Genomic DNA, 21,564 nt, shown 5'->3' on the forward strand with positions numbered 1-21,564 from the left:
CCTCTTCTGTCTTTGTGCTTGTATACCAGATCCACAGTCGCTACTATTCTGTTTGCAAAAAAGGAATAAACGGAATACATACATGTCAATTAACAAGCATGCACTACACCCTAAGCAATGTTCGAATCTCATCCGTATGGGCAACCAATTTGATGGTGGATATGTTGTCCCAAAAAATCATATAAAAGAGACTGATGTTTTACTGTCGCTGGGTATCAATGATGACTGGCAGTTTGATAAAGAGTTTCAGGCACTCAACCCGGATTGCCGGGTGGTGGGGGTGGACTATACCGTCGGACTTGGCTTTATTGTTCGTAAAACCCTGCAAAATAGCGTTAAATCTTTGCTCAACACCTTGCTGTTTCGCCATGATAAACGCCAAAAATATTGGACGCGCTTGTTAAACTGCGTGTTCTTTTACAGCTTTTTCCGTGGTAAAAATAGCCATTTACAACGCCGTGTTAGCAAGACTTCAGGCCAGCTGGATATCAGCCTGGATGAGCTCATTCAGCAACATTGTGGGACGCCGGAAGACACGGTTTTCCTGAAAATGGATATTGAAGGGGCTGAATATCAGGTGATTGATGACCTGTGTAAGCATGCCGACCGCATCAATGTGGTTGCTGCCGAGTTTCATCATCTGGATACGCATACAGAGCACTTCAATCAGTTTATTGCAGCGATGTCTGAGCGCTTTCATGTTGTACATATTCACGGCAACAACTATGGCAGATACGTCGACACCATCGACTTTCCCGAAACCGTAGAAATCACTTTTATCAATAAAACCCTGATGCCAGACGCACAAGCTTCAACCCATTCCTATCCGGTTGCAGGGCTCGACTTTCCAAATAACCCTAAAAAGCCAGATTATTCGTTAGCGTTCGAATAATCAGATCTTAATCACCTCACCACGCAAGGGTGCCAGCCTGGCCAGGATCTGATTTTGCGTGGTGTAGGCAATGCCCGCTTCAGTCATGGCATTGATCAGCAGCTCAACCACACGGTTAAAGTCGGCTTCGGTGATCTGCATGCCGGTGTGGATCTGTACCATAGAGTCGCCCTGATAGTCGCAGGGTCCGTCCAGGGTGTCGCATAAGTGCGTGATAAAGCCCTGGCGGAAGTGGCTTACATTGGCTTTGGCAAAATAAGGTAAAATGGCTTTATCGCGCCCTATCTGGTTAATAAATAAATCCACCAGACGTTCCAACCCAGGCTGACAGCCTATCTGTTGATACAAAGTGGGCTGGCTGGCAGAGTGACAACCACTTAATCCGATACTGGCCAATAGTAAAATCAGGCCATACAGCACACGACTGGCATTGCGTGTTAGTCTCTTCACCATCGCGCTTCCTTAAAAATAACCTGTGACAGACACATACCAGCCGGTTTGGTCCGGCTGACCGGCAATGCTGCCCAAGTCCAACCAGGCCGCGGTGATATTGACCTGTTTATTGATAAACCAGGCGACAAACACATCCTGCCACTGCTGCTCACCAAGTCCGAGGTTATCGGGTTTTTCACGGTACTCGTAGCCCAGCGCCAGGTTTTGACTGAGAAAAATAGCCGTACTGGCTTCGAGATAAATACGTTCGCTGCCCTGCTGGCCACCATAGCCCAGCAGACCAAGTTGGTTGGCCTCGGTATGGCGCGCCGTGATATTCCAAAATGCGTTAAAGCCACCCAGTGCCCCCAGATGTAGCTTGCTGGCAGCCAGATAGATATCGGTGCCGCTGTCGTCCTCAGCACCCAGTAAGGCAGCAACGGCATCGTCTTTGAGTGATTTATGCTGCAAGCCAAGACTTAACTGTGGCCAGGTGCTGTAAACAATATCTCCATAGAGGCGTACTTTAACGCCGCTGACCGACTGCTCTATATCGGTATTGAGTGCCGGTACGGCAAAGGTTTGCTCGGCATAACTGAGCTCAACACGGTCAAACAGATTGGCCTGAATACCACACACATCAAGTCGATAATCATCAACGCTGGCACGGCTGCAAAAGCCGCCAAGGCTCCACTGCTCTTCGCTGGCATAACCCACCAGTTGTGCCCAGGGTACTATGCCACCCCCTGCACTCCCTTCGACCTGAGACACACCGGGTGTGGCCAATAACTTACCGGAGCCTGCCATACCTGATGTGCTAATGCATAAGGCACCGCAGGCAAAAACAAACCTGCACAGGTTAGCCCGCTTCATGATACTGGCCAAGCCATTGCGTCAGTAACTCCGCCTTCAACGGTTTACTCAAGTAATAGCCCTGGGCGTAATCACAGCCCATTTCTTTAAGCAGCTCCAGCGAGGCTTTATCTTCTACCCCTTCAGCCACCACTGTAAAACCGAGCTGATGGCCCAGACTAATGGTGGAACGTACAATGCACTGGTCCTGATGGGCTTCGGCCAGTTTGAGAATAAACACTTTATCCAGCTTAAGTTCATCAATGGGCAGCATCTTTAAGCGGCCCAGTGAGGTTTGCCCGACCCCGTAATCGTCCAGCGAGATATGCACACCGATTTCTTTGAGCACTTTCAGCGCCGCAATGCCTTTTTCTTCATTTTCAATCATATCCCGCTCGGTCAGCTCAATGGTGATCAATGACGGCGAGATCTGGTAGCGATCCAGCATGGCCTCAAGGTGTGGCACAAAGTCGGGGTCGGCAATGTCCTGCGCCGACACATTAATGGCCGCTTTCATGGTGATCCCCTGCTCAACCCAGTTGGCCACCTGCGCCACCACAGTTTTAAGCACCCACTGAGTCAGTTCAACAATCAAACCTGACTGCTCTGCCAAGTCAATAAAGAATTCGGGCGACACCCACTCGCCATTGCGCCGCTGCCAGCGGATCAGTGACTCAACCTTATCCACCTGCTGACTGTGCATATTCAGTTTAGGCTGATAGGTCATAAATAGCTGGCCATCATCACTTTGCAGCGCGGCTTTAAGTTCATCAATGATCAGCAAACGCTCCAGATAGGCTTCGTCTTCACCGGTTTGATAGAAGTACACGGCATTACTGCCCTGTTGTGCCGCATTATCGGCTGCGATCAGCGCCCGGCGCACCAGATCTTCCGGATCCTCAGCCTGCTCGGGATAATGCACCACCCCAACGCTAAAACGCAGGTTGATCTCCAGGTTTTGCACTTGATAGGGCTGGTTAAGGGCACTCAAAAAGCCTGCAACGCAGCCCTCCATTGAGCTGTCTTCTTTGGCCGCCAGCACAGTTAAAAACTCATCCCCTCCCAGGCGGGCATTAAGCCCGTCAAAATCGGCGCCAATTTGTTCAATGCGCTTTGCAACGGCCTGAATACAGCTGTCCCCCACGCGCGGCCCCAGTTTATCGTTTATGTGCCTGAGCCCTTTAATATCAACCACCAGCAGGTAATACACCCGGCCATCTTGCAGCAGCTGAGTTAATTTCTCCATAGCGGCTGCCCGGTTATAAAAGCGGGTTAAACCATCGTGACTGGCCTGATAACGAATTTGCTTTTCCCGTGCCTGAATATCGTCGCCCATTTCATGAAAGGCATCCACCAGCTGGCAGATCTCCTTGGTGGGGCGAGACTCATGTACCGTTGCCTCGTAATCACCCAGCGCAAAACGGCGTGCCATCACAGTGAGCTGCTGCAAGGGCGTTGCCAGGTTACGGGCCAAAAAACCACTGGCCACAAAGCCAAACAACATAGTCATGCACGACGTCAAAATAATGCTCAGCACCAGCTGATCAAATTCCTGATAGTCTTTGGTCATATCGGCGCTCAGCACCAGGCTTACTGGTGAAGAGTTGAGCGCAGGTAGCGCCACTTCAGCATTGATGTAAACGGGGAATTCACTCAGCCAGCGGGTGATTTTTTGTTCGTGCAGATAAGCGAACAAGTCCTGAGACTCAGGTAAACTTAACGAACTGGCCTTGATCTGCTCACCATGACCGATAAAACTCATTTCCATCCCAGTCAGCTCACGCAGCTGCCCGGCAACCTCTTTATCAACGGCAAAACCGACAATCGTAAAGGCAATGGTCCTTGGTGCCTTCACCGGCAAAATAATGGCCTGATAGAGCTGCTTGTCGAGGCTGACAAAGGCCGATTGCTCGGTGTGGTTGAGTAGCTCCCTGAGCAGCGGGCGCAAGTCTTCGGCCAACTCGATTTCGGCCTGATTGGCGGAGATCAGCTGACCGCGCACGTCGAGCAACAGCATCAGATCGGCGTCAATACGCTGACTGTGATTAAACAGCACACTTTCTATGGTCGGGGCATCCCGGGTGGCAACGGCCTGCTTAAAGCCAAAGTCCTGGGTCAGTACCGTGGCGGCGGTGACCAGCAAGCGCTCTTTGGCACTGAGGTATTGCTGATAAACATTTTGCGCCGTCTGAATATCTTGCTGTACCTTGCGCTCGTTGAACTGGCTGGTAGACCACCAGAAGCTCACTAAGCTGGCCACGGCGGTCAGTAACACCAGGCCAACGCACAGCGCGATAATGCGATTTTTAAAACTAGTGCCCATGATGCTCCTTAAACATCTCCGAGAATGTGTTTCTGGGTGCCGGTGTCTGTGTCTCTACAATAACAGACCCGGATTGTTGTAATTGTGTCACCGTCACTATCCTGCGCGTGTCGATTTCCTGTGTTTGTTGTGCATGCCAGATGGCCACTTGCTCTGCGTAAGCGGGGATCTTTACTGCGCCCAGCTGATCGCTGATAAGTACATCTTTTGATTTAGAAACATAGATATAACCCACCATTGAATCATGAATATTACATCCTAGAACAACGACACCGGGTTGTTCAAATCGTATCGGTTGAATGGGCGTACCAGCATATAATTTTAGCTCAAAGCGCTTAGTGTCTGAGAAGGAATACACATGATGACGAATATCATCGCTGTTGGGAAAGCTCACCGCCTGGCCCTGCATAATGGTGAGTAATTTGGGCTGGAACTGTTTAGCAACCTGATCCATCACCGCTACCTGTTGCACCGAGCCGGGATACACTGGCGCAACGACCTCAACCACAACATCGGACAATGGCGCTCCATGCTGGTCGCGCAATTGAAGGGTGTATCCGTTACCGGAACCGTTACCGGATCCAGTATCGGCACCAAATGCTGGGCCGGTCAAAGCCAGTAAAGCCCAACCAAACGTGACCCACGCACAGTCCGCAGCTCGCCTGATCATGTTCAGACGCCCTGGTGCTGTCCTTACCGGGTTATGCCCGCTGACGTTCATGGATATTTGCCTGAGCCAAATGCATACCCTTAAGTAAAAGTGACGCTGAAAAGAAAAGCAAGGACTAACCACAAATGACTCCACCACAATATTATTCAAGACAACAAAAAAGCGGCAATCTGCCGCTTTTGTTACTCAGATAGCGCCACTCAGGCGTCTATCAGGCCATATTCTTTATCCAGCACAGCAATCACCTCGTCGCGCGGGCTTTGTGGAATAGTAAGCTGCTTGCCGACGATTTTACTGGCAATGCCCACGTACGTGTCGGACACCGACATCATCACCGACTCTGGCAATTTGTAGCTGGCAGCCAGCTGCTCGCGCTCACTCATGCGGTCTTTGTTCAGCAATACGTCGCTGTCGGGCACATTGTTGATCAACAGCTGACGGAAACCTTCTTTTGAGTTCTCAACGATTTTGCCGTCACGGTAGGCCGGGCCATCCCAGATCCGCGATGAATCCGGTGTACCCACTTCATCAATGTAGATCAGACGCTCTGTGCCATCTTTGTCTTCGACATAACCAAATTCGAACTTGGTATCGACAAAGATCTGGTCCAGCTGCGCCAGCTCTTTAGAGATCAAAGCAAAGCCTTCGCTCAATAGCTTTTCATACAGTGCAACATCGGCTTCGGATTTAAAGTTGAACGCATCCAGGTTATCCATGATATTACGGCGGGTGATGTTCACATCATCAACTTCCGGTACATCTGGCAAGCCACGAATGATCCCTTTGGTTGACGGGGTGATTAAGACCTCATCCAGCTTCTGATGGGCACTCAGACCTTCTGGAAGATTGATCCCGCAGAACTCGCGTACGCCTTTGCTGTAATCGCGCCACATGCTGCCGGTGATATACTGACGGGCAATGGCTTCGACGCGCACTGTGCTGGCTTTACGCACAATCCAGACATAAGGATGTGGAATATCCACGATGTGGTTACCAGCCAGACCGGCTTCATCGAACAACTTAAACCAATGGGCGGCAACACTGTTCAGTGCGATACCTTTACCCGGCACACCATTGAGGCCATTTTCGCCCTGCCAGATGCAGTCGAAGGCCGAGATGCGATCCGAGATCACCATGATCGCCAGCTCAGTTCCGGTGGGAACATCATAGCCTTTTTCTTCAATTAAGCGGGCGCTGTCCTGGTCGGTTAACCAATAAACTGAACGTACTTTACCACTGTGCACAGCACCTTTGGTGCGAATGGGTAGATCGTCATTGACGTCTAGAACTTTGTAGCTACTCATTGTATCTCCATAGAGAACGGCTGCGTCTTGCTAAAGGACGCAAAATACAGAGGGGGTTAGAGCGGTGTATGATAGTCGAGCAGCCGTTAAATCACAATTGCTTTACCGCACTGTTCGGCAATATGCCGCAGGCAGGTTTAGCTTGGGGCACAAGTATTTTATGATGCAGGCGTGATCCGCCATTGATGTGAGACTATGCTAGAAATTAATGACCTGATATTTCGCTGGCCAGGCCAGACAGACGCCACACTCAACATACCCAGACTTGAAGTCGCCGCCGGTGAGCGGGTATTTTTACATGGCCCAAGCGGCAGTGGTAAATCAACCCTGCTGGGGCTTTTGAGCGGCGTTAATAAACCCGAGTCTGGCAGTATCCGCTTGCTGGGTAAGGACCTGACTCAGCTCAGTGATGCCGCCAGAGACAAGTTTCGGGCCGATCACATTGGTACTATATTTCAGAACTTTAACTTGCTGCCCTACCTCAGCCCGATAGAAAACGTCACGCTGGGTTGTCATTTTTCCCGCAGCCGCACCGAGCGCGTCAAGGCATCAGGTAAAACACTCACTCAGCAGGGAGAGCAGTTGTTACAGCAACTCGGACTGGATCCCAGCATTATGGCACGCTCCGTGGCCCAGCTGAGTATTGGTCAGCAACAGCGGGTGGCCGCAGCACGCGCCTTTATTGGCCAGCCGGAGCTTATCATTGCCGATGAACCAACCTCCGCACTGGATGCCGACAACCGTAACGCCTTTATCGAGCTGTTGTTCAAAGAAGCCAGCCAATATGGCGCAACCATTTTATTCGTCAGCCATGACAGCAACCTGGCCGCTATGTTTGATAAATATCTGAGCCTGAGCGACATTAACGAGGTGACTCAATGCAGTTAATCACCTTAGCGACCAAAAGTATGTTCAATCGCAAGGCCTGTGTGCTGCTGACCTTGTTTACCATAGCCATCAGTGTGATGCTGCTGCTAACCATTGAGCGAGTGCGCCAGGAAGCCAAAAGCAGTTTCAGCAATACCGTGTCGGGCACCGATCTGATCGTCGGCGCACGCAGCGGAGACATTCAGCTTTTGCTTTCCAGCGTATTTCGCATCGGTTATGCCAACAACAGCGTCAGCTGGGACAGCTATCAGGATATCAAATCGCAGCGCGGTGTAAGCTGGGCTATTCCCATCAGCTTAGGCGACAGCCATAAAGGCCACGCAGTACTGGGCACCGACAGCGCTTACTTTACACACTTTCGCTATGGCAAAAAACAAAACCTGGCCTTTGCCGCGGGCCGCGCGTTTGTTAATGCGCAGGAAGTGGTGCTGGGCAGCGAGGTTGCCAGTAAAATGCACTACCAGCTTGGCCAGCAAATTGTGATCTCACACGGCATGGGCAATACCAGCTTTCACCATCACGACGATAACCCGATGACCATAGTCGGGATCCTGGCGCCTACCGGCACGCCGGTGGATAAAACCGTGCATGTGCCACTGGCAGCCATCGAGGCCATGCATGGCCAGCCTAAATCAGCGCCCCGCATGATAGGTAAGCCAAAACAGCCAGCTGGACACTCGCATGATCATGCAGATGACCATGAGCACCATGATAGCCATGACCACGGCCATGCAGATGAACATGACCACGGTCATGACAAGCCGGACACCGTCGCAGTTACTGTGCCTGCACCCGCACATTTGCATGGCGACCTGATCGGCGAGCCAAAGCAGATCACCGCATTTTTGATGGGTCTGGATTCACCTCTGTATACCCTGCAAACTCGCCGTAATATCAACAATTACAAAGCTGAACCTCTTCTGGCGATTATGCCCGGCGTCACATTGCGAGAGCTGTGGCGCATGCTGGGCCTGGTAGAGAAGATCCTGTTACTGTTTTCAGGTATCGTCGTGCTGACCAGCCTGCTGGGTATGCTCACCACCTTACTGGCAACCCTCAACCAGCGCCGCCGAGAATTGGCCATTCTGCGCTCTGTGGGTGCACGGCCACGACATATTTTTACCCTGATGAGCAGCGAAGCCATTTTAATTACGGCAGCGGGTTGCGCACTGGGTATTGCCCTGTTTTACGCCCTGATAGCGCTGGCACAGGGCACGCTGCAAAGTCAGTTTGGGATCAGCCTGAGCATTTCACTGCTCAGTCACTATGAACTCATGCTGATCGGCGTTATCATGGCGGCCGGCACTTTGATGGGCATATTGCCTGCAACCCGAGCCTATTTCTATTCGCTCAGCGATGGCATGAGCATTAAGCTATAAGAGGTTTTGAATGACACCACTACGCACTTTTTTCTGGCTATGTACTGCGCTATTGCTCATTTCAGTACAAGTGCAGGCAGGCCCCCCTAAAGAAATTTTCTGGGAAGATCTGATCCCTCAGGGCCATGTCCAGATCAGCAATCAAGACGCTGCCGCCAGCCATGATGGCGACCAGCAAAACTGGGTACAGCCGGACCTGGATGCACCTGTGGTCAAAAGCCTGGATGGTAAGCAAGTGAGTTTGCCCGGATTTGTGGTGCCACTGGAAGGCGACAGTGAAGTGATCACGGAATTTCTGCTGGTCCCTTACTTTGGTGCCTGTATTCACGTGCCACCGCCGCCGCCCAATCAGATTGTCCACGTTAAAATCAAGAACGGCGTGCCCATCGACAGCCTGTATGATGCGATTACCGTAACGGGGACTATGAAGGTTGCAACCTGGAAAGGCGACCTGGCACAAACCGGTTACCAAATGGACGCGGTTGGCGTCGCACCGTTTGAACTATAAACGCCGGCTGATGTATCTGAAAGTGGCTCAGGATTGAGCCACTGAATACTGACTCAATTAGCCTTTAACACAGGCAACTTTTGTAGTGATAGGTATCACAGTGAACAGCTGCTGTATTGCAGATGTCTTTTTCTGTGATGTAGCCACCTGCCACTTGTGGCGTCTGTGCCTTATCCAGTGAACGAGTTTGGCGGCCTAACTGCTTAATTGCTTTTTTATGTAACTGTAGTTTCATTGTGTATTTCCTTATTGTTGCTTTTAAACATGTGCATTAGCACCTCACCACCATTGCACATATTTCGATCAAACGCAAAACTACATATCGGCCAGCTGTTTGCAGAGTATGCGCATCAATTTGGTGTCTTCTTGCATCAATACTTTTAGTTTTTCGACCGGGATCCAGATGATTTCACAAGGCGTTTCGGCCAGGTATTCCAGTGCCGATACGCCGCTCAGCAAAGCGGTTACACCCAGTGCCTCACCGGGTCCTCTGACCACGACTTGACTGTGACCCTGCGCACCGGCTGCCACTTCCCGCACGCTGCCCCGATATACCACACCCAGTTTGCTGAGCGACTTGCCCTGGCGGATCAGTACCTGTCCTGCGTCATACACGCCGCGTTCCTGACACGCACTGATTTGTTCTCGGGTTGATTGCGTAGCCCCATGCAGCCAGGGGATCTGCTGATCTAACTGGGCCGCTTCGGTCTGGCGGAAAATCGAGGCTTTTTGTAATGCAGCCATGCGCTTTTCAACATCTTCCAGCAAACGGCTGGCTTCGGGCTTATCGAGCACTGCCAGCTTTAACTGCTCGTTGATCACTGCACGCTCACGGTTGAGCAACAACCGGGTCGCAGCCTGTGATTGCAGGGCCTGAACGATATCCGGAAACGTCTCCTGAAGCGTATTAATTCGCGCTATGGTCTGAGCGATATTGTCCTGAACCTGCTGGCGTACCTCGGCCGCTATCTGGGCATTCGGTGAAAGTGTATCGATATGGCTTTGCAGTGCCTCCTGGGCCTGAATAAAGCCCCGGGCCACGTCATACCCTACCACCAGACGCTCAAAATATAGCCTCAATAACATGCGTTCTAACCAGGCAATACCGCGCAGTCGCTCCAGCCAACCCGGTACTTGCCAGGTTGCAAACAGGGTATCGCGCTGCCCGATACAGGGCTCACCGTCGAGTGCCAGCTCCACCGCTTCCACCAGCAAGTTGGTGGCTCGTTTACCCAAAGTTCCCTGTTCAAACTGCGTCCAGTAGTGCTTGCGTTCAGTTTCCAGCAGGCGACGTAAAAAGGCGGTATTGAGATCGTCCTTATCTATCGGTGTTGCCGTGTCTGGCGGTGCCATCGCCCCCAGCTTGACCTGAGCTTTTACCTGCTGCCAGTCAGCACCGCGTAAAAACGGGCTGTCCATCATAGTCGGCAACATAGTTTGCAGGGTATTGGCGACCTGCTGATTTGCTTTATCCACCGTGGCCTGTTTGGCCGGAGGCAGGCTGTCAAGACGCAGAAACTTCAGCAGCATGCCCATAGTGCCGCCGTTAATTAAAATCGTCAGTACCACAATGCCGGCACACAAAAACAGCATGCGATCGCTGACCTCTTTGGGGATCGCATCGCTGGCAGCCACCGTCAGCGCCAGCGCTAAAGAGACCGCGCCGCGCAGGCCACCCCAGCACAACACGCTGGCTTTCTCAAACGTAATACCAACGCCGATACGACTCAGCAGCGGGGTAAACACTGTGATGGAAATGGCCCGGATCAACATGATCCCCACATACAAAATGCCCAGCGTCTGCCATGCCTGGAGGTCGTCCAGTGGCACCCGAATGGCCACCAGGATCCCCACTAACAGAAAAATGCAGGTATTGGCAATATGCGCCATCATTTCCCAGAAGTGGTGTAAAAACCCGGCAACCTCCGGGCTTATCCGGGTACGGCCGACGCTGGCCAACACCAGCGCGAGAGTCACCACAGCCACCACCCCGGAAACATGGAATGATTCGGAAATGAAAAACGCCGAATACGCCGCCGCAATGGTAAGGGTGATCTCTATCATAGGATCGTTAAACACCCGATCGATCCACATAATACACAACCCGCCCAGCACCAGGCCTATCGCCAGCCCCACCAGCACCACCCCGGCAAACTGGCCGACTGCCTGGACAGGCGAGGCCATCATGGCCTCTTCTCCCCCACTGCTGGCCAGCACCCAAACATAAAACAAACTGAAAAACACAATGGCGGTACCATCGTTAAGCAAAGATTCGCCCTCAATCAGGGTTTCGAGACGTTTACGTGAGCTGACTTCCTTCAGCAAGGCCACCACGGCCACCGGATCGGTGGCGCTGATCAGGGCACCAAACATCAGGCACATGGCCCAGCTCCACTGCCAGTGTTCGGGCACGCTCAAATGTAATAACTCGGCCGTCAGCCAGATGGCCAGCATCAGACCCGGCACCGCCAGAATGGCAATCTGGGTAAACATACGCCGGAATAAATGCACTTCCATGGCAAAAGCGCTTTCAAAGATCAGGGTAGGTAAAAACAGGAAAAGAAACAGGTGCGGATCGATGTCGGCTACCAGCGTCAGGGTATCGCCCACCATCTGCATATCGCCGTCAAAGACCTCACCGCGCTGCGCCAGGCCGATGCAGATCCCAATCACCAGTAACGCCACGGTGTAAGGGATCTGGGTGTTTTTCAGGGCATGGCGGGTCAGTGCACCAATAAACAGGGCCAGGATCAAAAATACCAGGACCAGAATGCCAGATTCAAACTGCATACCAGCCACCTTAATCACCGCGCTCACAATGGTGTAAGCTTAGTTCACCCAGGCTGGCCCTGTTAGTTTAAGGGTAAAAAACTCAGCGCTCGGTTTTACCCGGATAATAGATGGTTACCGGCTGTGAGTAATTCGGCACATCATCATAGCTAAACACCGCATAATACTTGGCAATATCCGGCGTGCCGAAGTTGTCCAGAGTATAGTTATCCGGTCCGCCGTAAAGCTTCACCCCATCAAAGGGCGAGCGCGGCGGATGGAAGCGGTTGCGCACCACAAAAAAGCCGACCAGGTCGTCGTCTTCTTCATTTTCCCAGGTCAGCTTGACTACGCCGTTTTCGACCTGAGTTTGCAGGTTATGGGGCGCTGCCACCGGGTGTTTACGGCGCTCGATATAATCGATCTTCAGTTGTGCCGGTTGCTGATCCTGACAGTTGGTCCAGTTCACCAGTGCATCTGTAGCCTGCGACTCCGCCGTGGCACGAATAATAAAGTAAAATGGCGTCTGTGCCTGATGCAAACGTTCCAGTTCCTGCAAGCTGTAGCTGTCAAAGATAAAATGATGCTCGGCGCGCTCTCTGAGTTGCTCATTGCTCACCTCATAGCCGATGTATTCAATCTTCTGACGCTGCTTCACGTGCTGATAATCCACATCTCTGAGCTCTACCAGCTCTATGGTAAAGCGCACATCCCGCGCCGAGGCAATAGAATTGCAGCAGCGCACTGTGAGACAGGCATTGGTAAATACAGTGCGATCCACTGGCAAGTCCACATTCAGATCAAACGACATCTGGCCATATACAATATCGCCTTCGGCATCAAAACCCGACGCCAGCTTATCGGCCACCACTTTGTCCTTGTAAATGGTATTACAGGACAGCGGGCTGAGGGCAAGCTGCTGCTCAGGTAACTGATACACCAGCTCCAGGTTGGGCCGATAGTGCAGACCACTGCCAAACGAGCCGTAGCCAATGTCGAATTGCATGACCTGAGAGTCTTTGCCCAGAGGCAATTTTTTGGGCCCCTGTAAGCGCAGCAGTAAGCGCTTCTGCTTGAGCAGCTTGGCCAGCAGGCTACGTTCAACCCCGTTAAACAGCCATTTCATCCAGATCCCCTGGGTGAGCTTGTCGGATTCAATGGTTTGTCCCAGCGTATGCAAAGGCTTAGCGTCGGCAATACAGCTGTAGTCATAGATGTCCTCAACCTGATCGGCATCAAGAATCGCCACCGACCACTCGCCATATTTTTCAATTTTGGCGGCCACCCGGTTCATCGGATAGATAAAGAACTGGGCGCTTAAGATCTGCGAGCCTTCCACAATACTGCTGAGATCAAACTGCACTACACCCATGCTTATCCCCCGCTTTTTGTCGACGCCGATAAACATGGAGTTATAACCAAAGTGCTCTTTGTTCTTGGCCTGATTGTTCTGCGATAAATAGCCCACCGTTTCGCGGGAAGGAAATAAAGTACGGGCGCTTTCTGTGCGGCCCAGACGCGTTTTCAGGCGCAATTCCGGGCTGAACGGGGATTTAATTTTAGTGACCTTATCAACGGCGCGAATGTTATAAAAATAGCTGTGCCCGCTTTGCAGCTGGCGGTCGACAAAACCCAGTGTTTTGGTGATCGCCACCAGGGTTTCTTCACCACAGGGGTTTTTATTGTGCTGGCTGCGATAAACTTCAAAGTAGATGTCGTCCCGGTCTTCATACTGCCACTCCAGCTCAACACTGTCATGGGCCACGGATTTAATGGTAAAGCCTTCAACCCGTTTAGGTGCCAGCGGCGAGTAATTAATGGCCTCGCTCAGCGCATATTGTACGGCGGGAATATTTTCGGCCACACTCTCGGACATGTTTTTCATGTAATCCGGAATGTTACGCGTGCCCACCTCCACCACAGTGGCGATGATCCCTTTGCGATAATAATACTCGCGGCCACTGCCGTGGATCAGCTGAGCCGGCGGCTTGCCACGGTGGATCCCGTACTGACGTCCCGTGACCTTTTTGATCTCGTGGTTCATATTGGCGCACAACACGTTCAGATCCGTGCCTTCGATCTCCACCTCATGATTAAACTTATGGGCGGGGAAAAACACGTTACCCTGAGAGTGATAATCCAGTGCAATGCGAATATTTTCATGACTTTCCACAAAGTCGCGAATGGCACAGGTTTCCGGCTCCGAAAAGGCATGAGGACCGCCATAGGTATTCGAGCCGGTATTCTGATTGCGCATAAATTTGGCATCAAAGTTACGGTTTAAGTCCACCCCAAAGGTGCCATCGCCGTTGTTACGCCGGTTCTTACGCCAAAATGAAAAGTGGTTACGAGAGTACTCAAAGCCATCGGGGTTCAGACAGGGCACCATGTACAGGGTGTTACGCGTCAATGCATGTTGCAATTTTGGGTTAAAGCGATAGTTATCAATTACATACTGAACAAACTTCACCGCCAGCTCGTTGCCTATCCACTCTCTGGCATGAATCGAGCCGGTATACAGTAAGGCCGGTTTATCATCGGCATAGGTCACGTCCAGGGAAATGGTCACCAGCATGATCGGTCGGCCTTCCCAGGTCTCGCCTATGCTCTGTAAACGGAGCAAATGGGGATGTGCGCTCATGGCGCTTTGCAGGAACTCTATGGTGTCCTGATAGGACGCATATTGGATTTTCATAGCGGTTGCTCAGTTGCAGAAAACGAAAAGCCATAACCCGGATCAGGCAGCCTGATCCGGTACAGCCAGAAAGCATTAATGTGTGGTCAACCCGGCAGGCATCACCTGTTGCCAGTGCGCCACGATTTTTTCCAGTTTCTTGTCCTTCAGATTTTTCACCACACACAGTTGTTGAGGCTCGGTATTCAGGGCTTCTACCACACCATGTGCACCGAAGGTGGTCATGATCTCGTCGATCATCTTGTCGCCGATCCCTTTCACCTGCGCCAGGATCTCCCGGATCTGGGCATCATCAAACGTCGGAGCCGGATAGCTGTTGAGCTCCATACCGGCCTGCTCATCGCTGCCCGGAATGGGTTGCAGGGCTTTGGCTTGTGCCGATTTAGCTTGCAGCACAAAGTTGTCTTGCAGGTTCCAGATCTCACTTGGCCACTCTTCGATGCGTTGATATTGGGTATCAAGAATTGGAAACTGTTGTTCATCCATGCCGTGGAAAGTCTCGCCACAGTCCTGACTCGGTGTGTAACTGGAAAAACCAATGTGACGCATAGTGCGCAACAAGCGTGAATCGATTTTGCCCAGCTCCTCCCAGTTATACAGCGGAATGCTTGGCTTACGGAAACGACCGTCCGACAGTAACCACATCAGATATTGACCGATCCAGTCACGGATATACGGAAACGCTGCAAACGCGGTGGCGCATTCCAGGATCCTGAGTTTGCCATCTTTGCCCAGTGCAATGTCGCAGGCCCAGTACTCGGCGTTGGCCGCTTTTGACGCGGCAGTCGCCAGCTTCAGAACCGACTTAGGTACTGCCTGATAATCCATACTGCCCCCCTGGCTGGTGTTGGTCAGCCACTCCCCTTCCGGTGGACGACGCCAGAACGCACACACAGGCTTATGACCCACCAGCATGACACGAATGTCTGCTTCCATCGGCACAAAGTCTTGCACGTAGGCCGGGTAGTATTTTTTCTCCGTCAACAGCGCCATTGCTTCGTCATAATTATCCACTTTATGGACAAAGTAGCCGCCATAGTTAGACGGGCCATAGGAGCGCTTGATGATCTTCGGGTAACTGGCCTGGCTCAGGTAGCGCTTGGCTTTTTCCGGGACATAGAAGATTTCGGTGTGTGGTGCCGGTAGTTTGTATTTGCGGCAAAAATGGGTCACGTTCTCTTTTGACTTGTTAGAGAACTGGCTGTCCAGCGAGGGCAAAAAACGCACATGCGGCAAGGCACGGGCGATTTCACGAAACGTTTCGTAGGCCGTCGCGGGAATATTACCGATCAGCACATCGATTTGCTTGCGCTTCACTTCGGCAATAAAACGCGCTTTGTCATTGCCCCAGTGATATACCACAGTTTCGATTTTATCTGGCCAACCTTTGAAGTTGGATTTGTCAAAAAAGCGTAAGACGTAATCCAGATAGAGAAGTCCAATCTTTGGGAGTTTGGGTTTTGCAGTCATTGCTCGGGCCACCTTGGCAAAATTAATGGGTTGGTAAAATAACTCTGTGCTTTGGCCATCAGGCCACTTTGTGCGTATGCAACGCATTGTGTTGTGTTGCAGTGCGCTCGATCAGCTCCACCATGGCATCGATCTTGGCCTGGTTAAAATTGATCCCCAGCGCTTCTTGTTCTGGCGTTGCAAAGGCCGGAATGGTGTTTACTTCCAGCACCACATATTCCTCACGCTCGCGGTCATAAATGAGATCGACACCGGCGATTTCCAGACCTAAGGTACTGGCAGCGCGCAGCGCGAGCTCTACTACTTCGTCGTCGGGCTCGCGAACAAACACCGAGCCGCCACTGGTGATATTGGTTTTCCAGTCATCCTTTGGCGCTTTGCGGCCATAGCAACCGACAAACTTGCCATCCACCACATCAATGCGGTAATCGGTATTGTCGTAATCAATAAAGCGCTCGACGTAGAAATAACGCAAATCGGTGCGGCTCAAAAACGGCAGCAGCATGTCCAGCGCCTGTTCACTGTCGATTTTGACAATGCCAACACCACCCCAGCCGTCGGTGGGCTTGTAGATCAGCTTGCCGCCAAAATCCCGCAGCGCCTGTTTTAACCCGTCCATGTCGTTTTTGTGGCACAAACGATAATCCGCTGTACAGATCCCCTGGCTGTTAAGCAAGTGAGAGGTGCGAAATTTATCTTCCGCCAGGGCAAACGCGTCGTAATTATTGAGCGTCGGAATGGCCTGACTCAGCGCCTGATAAAGATACACCTGAAACTGAGTTTGCTGACCCGCGTTGTAACTTAAAAACGCATCCAGCTGCTCCATCACCACGCCGTTACAGCTGATCTGGCCGTCCTTTGCCCGGGCATCGCGCAGATTCAGCCCGGTACTGGTCTGGATCCCGCGCTCAGCCAGTGCATGAACCAGGCGCTGCTCTATCTCGCGCCCTCCCCCATTTTCGTACATCCAGATGCCAACGTGCGGTGCCGTGACTGAGCGTGTCATAAAGTGTCTCCTTGGTCCTTGAACAGGTGCATAAAATTTGGTCAGGAAGGCTATTCTACAGGGCACTGTGTGACAGATTTTTGATCGTTTTTCTGTACCTATCGGGATCCAAAAACTGTTCATAATTCCGTCACCTCACTGTCATCGAAAATCGCCACGATGGGCCAAAATTACCGCAGGGACCTGTTATGGATAGTCTGGACTTTAATGAACTCGCGTCTTTAATTCGTTGTAATTCTTACAGTAAACATAAAGCTGGTGTGGATGCACACGGCGAACAAATGATTGAACTGGCGGCGCCGCTGGGCTATACGCTCACCCGCTATCAAAGAGAACATATTGGCGATCATTTGCTGCTGCGGGCGCCCAGAGGGGCTGGTAAACAGATCCTCTTACTGGGCCATCTGGATACCGTCTATCCCCCCGATACCTTTGTCGAATTCAGTGAGGATGAAGAGTGCGTTTATGGTCCTGGCGTGTGCGATATGAAAGGCGGCAACTGGGTCGCACTGAACGCACTGCGTCAGCTCAAGCGCACCTATGGCAAGCTCCATAACATTGACTGGCTGCTGGTCAGCGATGAAGAAATTGGCAGCGACGACAGCAAAGCACTGACCACTAAAATCGCCAAGCAGTATGACGCCTGCCTGGTGTTTGAAGCCGCGGGTAAAAATCACGAACTGGTGGTGGCCCGCAAAGGCATTGCCACCTATACCATTACGATTACCGGTAAAGCGGCCCATGCCGGCAACCATTACCGGGATGGGATTGATGCGAACTTTGCACTGGCAAACATGCTGATGGAAATGTCGGCCCTGACCGACCTGAAACGGGGTAGCACAGTCAATGTGGGCAAAATCCAGGGCGGCATTGGTGCCAACACCATTTCCCCTTCGGCCACTATGGTGGTAGAAGCACGCTTTACCAAAGCCTCTGAGCAGCAGCGTTTACTCGAAGGTATTGAGAACATCTGTCTGGCCATTGAAGTAACTGGGGTGTCGGTCAAATTAGAAGGGGGTCTGCAACGCGGCGTTATGGCCCCGACAGACAAGCAATCGGCTTTACTGAGTGAGATCAATGAGATCCTGGGCTATGAGCTGCCAGTGGAACATCGCGGTGGGGTATCCGATGCCAACACGGCCGCAGCGACCGGCACACCAACGTTAGATGGCTTTGGCCCCTATGGTGACGGGGACCACACCATTCATGAGCGGGCACTCAAGTCTAGTTTTGCACTGCGCATTGCTCAGGTCACTCAGATCCTGGCTAGTCTGTGCTATCAGGCCGAGTCGCAGCCCGCCCTCAGCGACAGCGATTAACGCTGACACTGCGGGCAGTAGACGGTACTGCGCTGACCCAGGCGGATCTCTTTGAGTGTGGTTTCACAGCTGACACAGGGTTCGCCTTTACGACCATAGACCAGCAGCTCCTGGGCAAAATAACCCGGTTTACCGTCACTTTGCGCAAAGTCTTTCAGGGTGGTTCCGCCCTGTTTAATAGCACTTGCCAGCGTCTCTTTGATGATAGGCGTAAGACGCTCATAACGGTGTAACGAGACTTTCCCAGCTTCCCGTTTTGGGTGGATCCCGGCTTTGAACAAAGACTCGTTGGCGTAGATATTACCCACCCCGACGACCACCTGGTTGTCCATAATAAATTGTTTGATCGCCACCTTTTTACCGCGACTGGCCGCAAATAAATGCTCGGCGGTAAACGCCTCGGTAAGCGGCTCCGGCCCCAGTTTTGCAAATACGCTGTGCTCCTCAGTAACCCCTTGCCACAGGCACGCACCAAAGCGGCGGGGATCGTTCAGGCGCAATGCCAGCCCGTTGGCAAAATGAAACTCTATGTGGTCGTGCTTTTTGAGTGGCGTATCCTGCGCCACAACACGCAGGTTGCCCGACATGCCCAAATGCAAGATGGCCGTGCCCAGCGGACTTTCCAGCAGTAAGTATTTTGCCCGTCGTTTGACGGCACTGATGACCTGCCCTTCCAACAGGCTGACCTGCTCAGGGACCGGCCAGCGTAACTGACGCTGATGCACAATTACTTTGCTGACATTTTGATGCTTGATATGGGGTTCGATGCCTAAACGGCTCACTTCTACTTCAGGTAACTCTGGCATTACTTCAACTCAATAGGGGCAAATAACTGTTGTGCCTGTGTTTTGTCGACACTAAACCAACGCTGTGATTGTCTGGCAAAAAGATAAAAGCTTTGCTGTTGCTGATACAGCTGAAAACTCATCGGTAATTCACTGCCTGCCAGCCAAAACTGAGCAACGCTGAGCGCAGCACTGCCCGGCAAGCCGGGGTTTTCAGTCAGGGTCAGCTCACTTTCCTGCCACCGGGTGATCAACGCTTCCAGCTCAGCGGGTTGCGCCTGCCAGGCAGCATCCTTATCAGCACTGAGCCGCCAGGAGGTGCCAATGCGTTCAATCTTAAAACCGGGAAATCCCAGTGCCAGCACAAAACTTTGTTGCTCAAAAAGCGGCATACTGCCCAGCTCTTCTTTCGGCGGATTTATTTTCTGATGAATACCGTTAAGAAAAAAGATCATGATCAACATAGAGAAGATCACCACATTGTTCCAGGCCTTACGGCTCAAACGCATAACTGCTCCAGTGCTTATTTGCCCGCAATGCGGCGGGTTATTCAGAGCCTAAATCATATCCCGCAGCGGGTGTTAAGTACACTCAGATGCGAAAGAAGCCGATGTTTTTACTCAATACACCCGACATTTGTGCCAACTTTTTAGTGGCCTGTTTGTTGTCATTCAGGGCACTCATGGCATCCTGAGCGGCTTCGGTGATCTCTTCCATATTCGAGGCCACCTCGTTGATAGCCGACGCCTGCTGTTGCGCCACGTTGACCACCTCTCCTACCTGAGACAAAGAGTTTTGCGCCTGGGTGTCGATTTGCTCCAGCAGCTCAGTGGCTTCAAAGGTCAGCGTCCGACCATGTTCAACCTGGGGCTGGGTTTTTTCCATAGCTTCCACAGTTGCTGAGGTTTCACTTTGTACTTCCCGGATCATGGTTTCGATCTGATCCGTGGCCTCAAAGGTTCTGCGTGCCAGCTGACGCACTTCGTCTGCCACCACCGCAAAACCGCGTCCGGATTCTCCGGCACGTGCAGCCTCAATGGCCGCATTCAGTGCCAACAGGTTAGTTTGTTCAGAGATCCCACTGATCACATTGGCAATGCCGCCGATCTGCTTGGTCTGCTCTGCCAATTTTTGAATTTGCGACACCGTGCCATCGACTGTTTGCGCTATGGTATCCATTGCCTCTGCGGTATTACGAATTGCCTGGCGTCCCTGATCAGCAAAAGTCACCGTTTGCCTCGAATTTTCTTCCGTTTGTCTGGCAATATCACTCACCCGCATCATGTTTTCTCGCAATGAATCAAGCATTCTGGCGGTATTACTGGTGGCTTCTGCCTGATGCTGCGCAGCGTCATAAATTTCACCAGATGCCCCGGTTACCGCATCAGCCTGCACTGAGAGCTGCTCAGAGACTTCTTTGATACTGGTGACTATCCGGGTTAATTCACCAGACATGCGGCAAACAGAGTCCAGCATGCTGTCCGGATAGTCGGTGTGGATCTGCCCCGTCAGGTCGCCCCCAGAAATACGTGTTACCGCAGCTGCGGCATCTTGCGGCTCACCACCGAGTGAGCGCTGGAAACTGCGCTCTATCGCCCAGCCCACCAGCACACTGATGGCCACGGCAATAAAGGTAAACCACAACATCAGCTGGGAAAATCCGCCCGCAGCTTCACGCGCTGCGGGGGTCAGCGTTTGATTTTGCTGCTCCTGATAATCAATAAACTCGTTGATCACGTTGAGCCAGCTGATAAAAGCCGGGCGCGCTTCATCCAGTACCAGGGTATCTACGCTCTGACCGGCTTTTTTATTACTCAGTATGGTGCGGATCAGGGGTAACGTCTTAGTTTCAATTCGTTTGATCCGATTCAGGATCTCACGCTCCTGAGCACTAAAATGGGCGCCTGAGTTGATCATTTGCGTCATCTTAGCGTCGGAGTCCTGATAAAAGCGGGCAAGCTGCTCGATTTCCCGTTCATATTCACTCAACTCAGACGCGCTGCGGGCGATGGCCACATCGCGAATGGCGATTGCCCTATCGTGCACACTGCCTCGAAAGTTAATCGCATAACGTTGCTTCACCGAGTTGACGTCCGTGATCTCTGTGAGCGTCTGATCGATAAATGCCACGCGATTACTGCCAATAATGGTCATCACGACCAATAATGCCAACGCAATACCAAACCCGACCACCAATCGGCTTTTTACCGACAATCCCATTAACCACTGCACCATATTGTGCCTCCATGATAGCAACATACTGAAAGTTCAA

18 protein-coding genes are annotated in these 21,564 nt (G+C 51.9%); 5 read left to right on the top strand and 13 right to left on the bottom strand.

Annotation, left to right across the window (positions count from 1 at the left end; genetic code table 11):
* Window positions 1-82: 82 nt before the first annotated feature.
* Window positions 83-892, top strand: coding sequence for an FkbM family methyltransferase (locus L1285_RS05235; RefSeq protein WP_235411250.1), 810 nt, complete (start codon window positions 83-85; stop codon window positions 890-892).
* Here L1285_RS05235 and L1285_RS05240 read toward each other — a convergent pair whose 3' ends face one another.
* The 5 genes from L1285_RS05240 to L1285_RS05260 all read right to left on the bottom strand — a co-directional run bounded on the left by L1285_RS05240 (window position 893) and on the right by L1285_RS05260 (window position 6,473).
* Entirely contained in the window at window positions 893-1,345 is a 453-nt protein-coding gene (locus L1285_RS05240; protein WP_235411251.1) for a group I truncated hemoglobin, read from the bottom strand. It abuts the gene before it with no gap.
* Window positions 1,346-1,354: 9 nt separating this feature from the next.
* Window positions 1,355-2,131, bottom strand: a complete 777-nt coding sequence (locus tag L1285_RS05245) for a DUF3034 family protein (protein ID WP_235411252.1) — start codon at window positions 2,129-2,131, stop codon at window positions 1,355-1,357.
* Between the two features lie 52 nt (window positions 2,132-2,183).
* The gene (locus L1285_RS05250) at window positions 2,184-4,499 is read right to left on the bottom strand and encodes a putative bifunctional diguanylate cyclase/phosphodiesterase (protein WP_235411253.1); all 2,316 of its coding nucleotides are present in this window, start codon (window positions 4,497-4,499) and stop codon (window positions 2,184-2,186) included.
* Window positions 4,489-5,220 carry a methylamine utilization protein gene (locus L1285_RS05255; RefSeq protein ID WP_235411254.1) on the bottom strand — a complete coding sequence of 244 codons (732 nt, stop codon included), beginning with the start codon at window positions 5,218-5,220 and terminating at the stop codon, window positions 4,489-4,491. Before L1285_RS05255 ends, L1285_RS05250 begins: the two co-directional genes overlap by 11 nt.
* A gap of 149 nt (window positions 5,221-5,369) precedes the next feature.
* On the bottom strand, window positions 5,370-6,473 hold the full coding sequence (locus L1285_RS05260) for a phosphoribosylaminoimidazolesuccinocarboxamide synthase (protein WP_235411255.1): 1,104 nt from the start codon (window positions 6,471-6,473) through the stop codon (window positions 5,370-5,372).
* Between the two features lie 195 nt (window positions 6,474-6,668).
* On the opposite strand from L1285_RS05260, the gene L1285_RS05265 reads away from it, so the two are divergent.
* The 3 genes from L1285_RS05265 to L1285_RS05275 are packed head-to-tail and all read left to right on the top strand — an operon-like array spanning window position 6,669 to window position 9,248.
* Entirely contained in the window at window positions 6,669-7,361 is a 693-nt protein-coding gene (locus L1285_RS05265; protein ID WP_235411256.1) for an ABC transporter ATP-binding protein, read from the top strand.
* Window positions 7,352-8,740, top strand: a complete 1,389-nt coding sequence (locus L1285_RS05270; protein WP_235411257.1) for an ABC transporter permease — start codon at window positions 7,352-7,354, stop codon at window positions 8,738-8,740. The genes L1285_RS05265 and L1285_RS05270 overlap by 10 nt, the downstream gene beginning before the upstream one ends.
* 10 nt (window positions 8,741-8,750) lie before the next feature.
* Window positions 8,751-9,248, top strand: a complete 498-nt coding sequence (locus L1285_RS05275; RefSeq protein ID WP_125716799.1) for a DUF3299 domain-containing protein — start codon at window positions 8,751-8,753, stop codon at window positions 9,246-9,248.
* Window positions 9,249-9,312: 64 nt separating this feature from the next.
* On the opposite strand, the gene L1285_RS05280 is transcribed toward L1285_RS05275, so the two are convergent.
* The 5 genes from L1285_RS05280 to L1285_RS05300 all read right to left on the bottom strand — a co-directional run bounded on the left by L1285_RS05280 (window position 9,313) and on the right by L1285_RS05300 (window position 17,188).
* Window positions 9,313-9,483: a hypothetical protein gene (locus L1285_RS05280; protein WP_235411258.1), complete on the bottom strand. Its 171-nt coding sequence runs from the start codon at window positions 9,481-9,483 to the stop codon at window positions 9,313-9,315.
* 80 nt (window positions 9,484-9,563) lie between these two features.
* A complete protein-coding gene (locus L1285_RS05285) occupies window positions 9,564-12,038 on the bottom strand; it encodes a cation:proton antiporter domain-containing protein (protein WP_235411259.1) in 2,475 nt (824 codons plus the stop codon).
* Window positions 12,039-12,120: 82 nt separating this feature from the next.
* The gene (locus tag L1285_RS05290; protein ID WP_235411260.1) at window positions 12,121-14,712 is read right to left on the bottom strand and encodes a M14 family zinc carboxypeptidase; all 2,592 of its coding nucleotides are present in this window, start codon (window positions 14,710-14,712) and stop codon (window positions 12,121-12,123) included.
* 75 nt (window positions 14,713-14,787) lie between these two features.
* Window positions 14,788-16,182 (bottom strand): ATP-grasp domain-containing protein, encoded by a 1,395-nt coding sequence (locus L1285_RS05295; protein WP_235411261.1) that lies wholly within the window; start codon window positions 16,180-16,182, stop codon window positions 14,788-14,790.
* Window positions 16,183-16,240: 58 nt separating this feature from the next.
* Window positions 16,241-17,188: an ATP-grasp domain-containing protein gene (locus tag L1285_RS05300; RefSeq protein WP_046005366.1), complete on the bottom strand. Its 948-nt coding sequence runs from the start codon at window positions 17,186-17,188 to the stop codon at window positions 16,241-16,243.
* A gap of 188 nt (window positions 17,189-17,376) precedes the next feature.
* On the opposite strand from L1285_RS05300, the gene L1285_RS05305 reads away from it, so the two are divergent.
* Window positions 17,377-18,507: a M20 family metallopeptidase gene (locus tag L1285_RS05305; protein ID WP_235411262.1), complete on the top strand. Its 1,131-nt coding sequence runs from the start codon at window positions 17,377-17,379 to the stop codon at window positions 18,505-18,507.
* Here the strand turns inward: L1285_RS05305 and mutM are convergent.
* The 3 genes from mutM to L1285_RS05320 form a co-directional block, all read right to left on the bottom strand.
* Window positions 18,504-19,313 (bottom strand): bifunctional DNA-formamidopyrimidine glycosylase/DNA-(apurinic or apyrimidinic site) lyase, encoded by an 810-nt coding sequence (gene mutM / locus L1285_RS05310; RefSeq protein WP_235411263.1) that lies wholly within the window; start codon window positions 19,311-19,313, stop codon window positions 18,504-18,506. The genes L1285_RS05305 and mutM overlap by 4 nt on opposite strands.
* Window positions 19,313-19,801: a hypothetical protein gene (locus L1285_RS05315; protein ID WP_235411264.1), complete on the bottom strand. Its 489-nt coding sequence runs from the start codon at window positions 19,799-19,801 to the stop codon at window positions 19,313-19,315. The genes mutM and L1285_RS05315 overlap by 1 nt, the downstream gene beginning before the upstream one ends.
* Before the next feature lie 82 nt (window positions 19,802-19,883).
* Window positions 19,884-21,527, bottom strand: a complete 1,644-nt coding sequence (locus L1285_RS05320; protein ID WP_235411265.1) for a methyl-accepting chemotaxis protein — start codon at window positions 21,525-21,527, stop codon at window positions 19,884-19,886.
* Between the last annotated feature and the right edge of the window lie 37 nt (window positions 21,528-21,564).

Source organism: Pseudoalteromonas sp. DL2-H2.2 (assembly GCF_021532535.1).
Taxonomy (GTDB): domain Bacteria; phylum Pseudomonadota; class Gammaproteobacteria; order Enterobacterales; family Alteromonadaceae; genus Pseudoalteromonas; species Pseudoalteromonas rubra_A.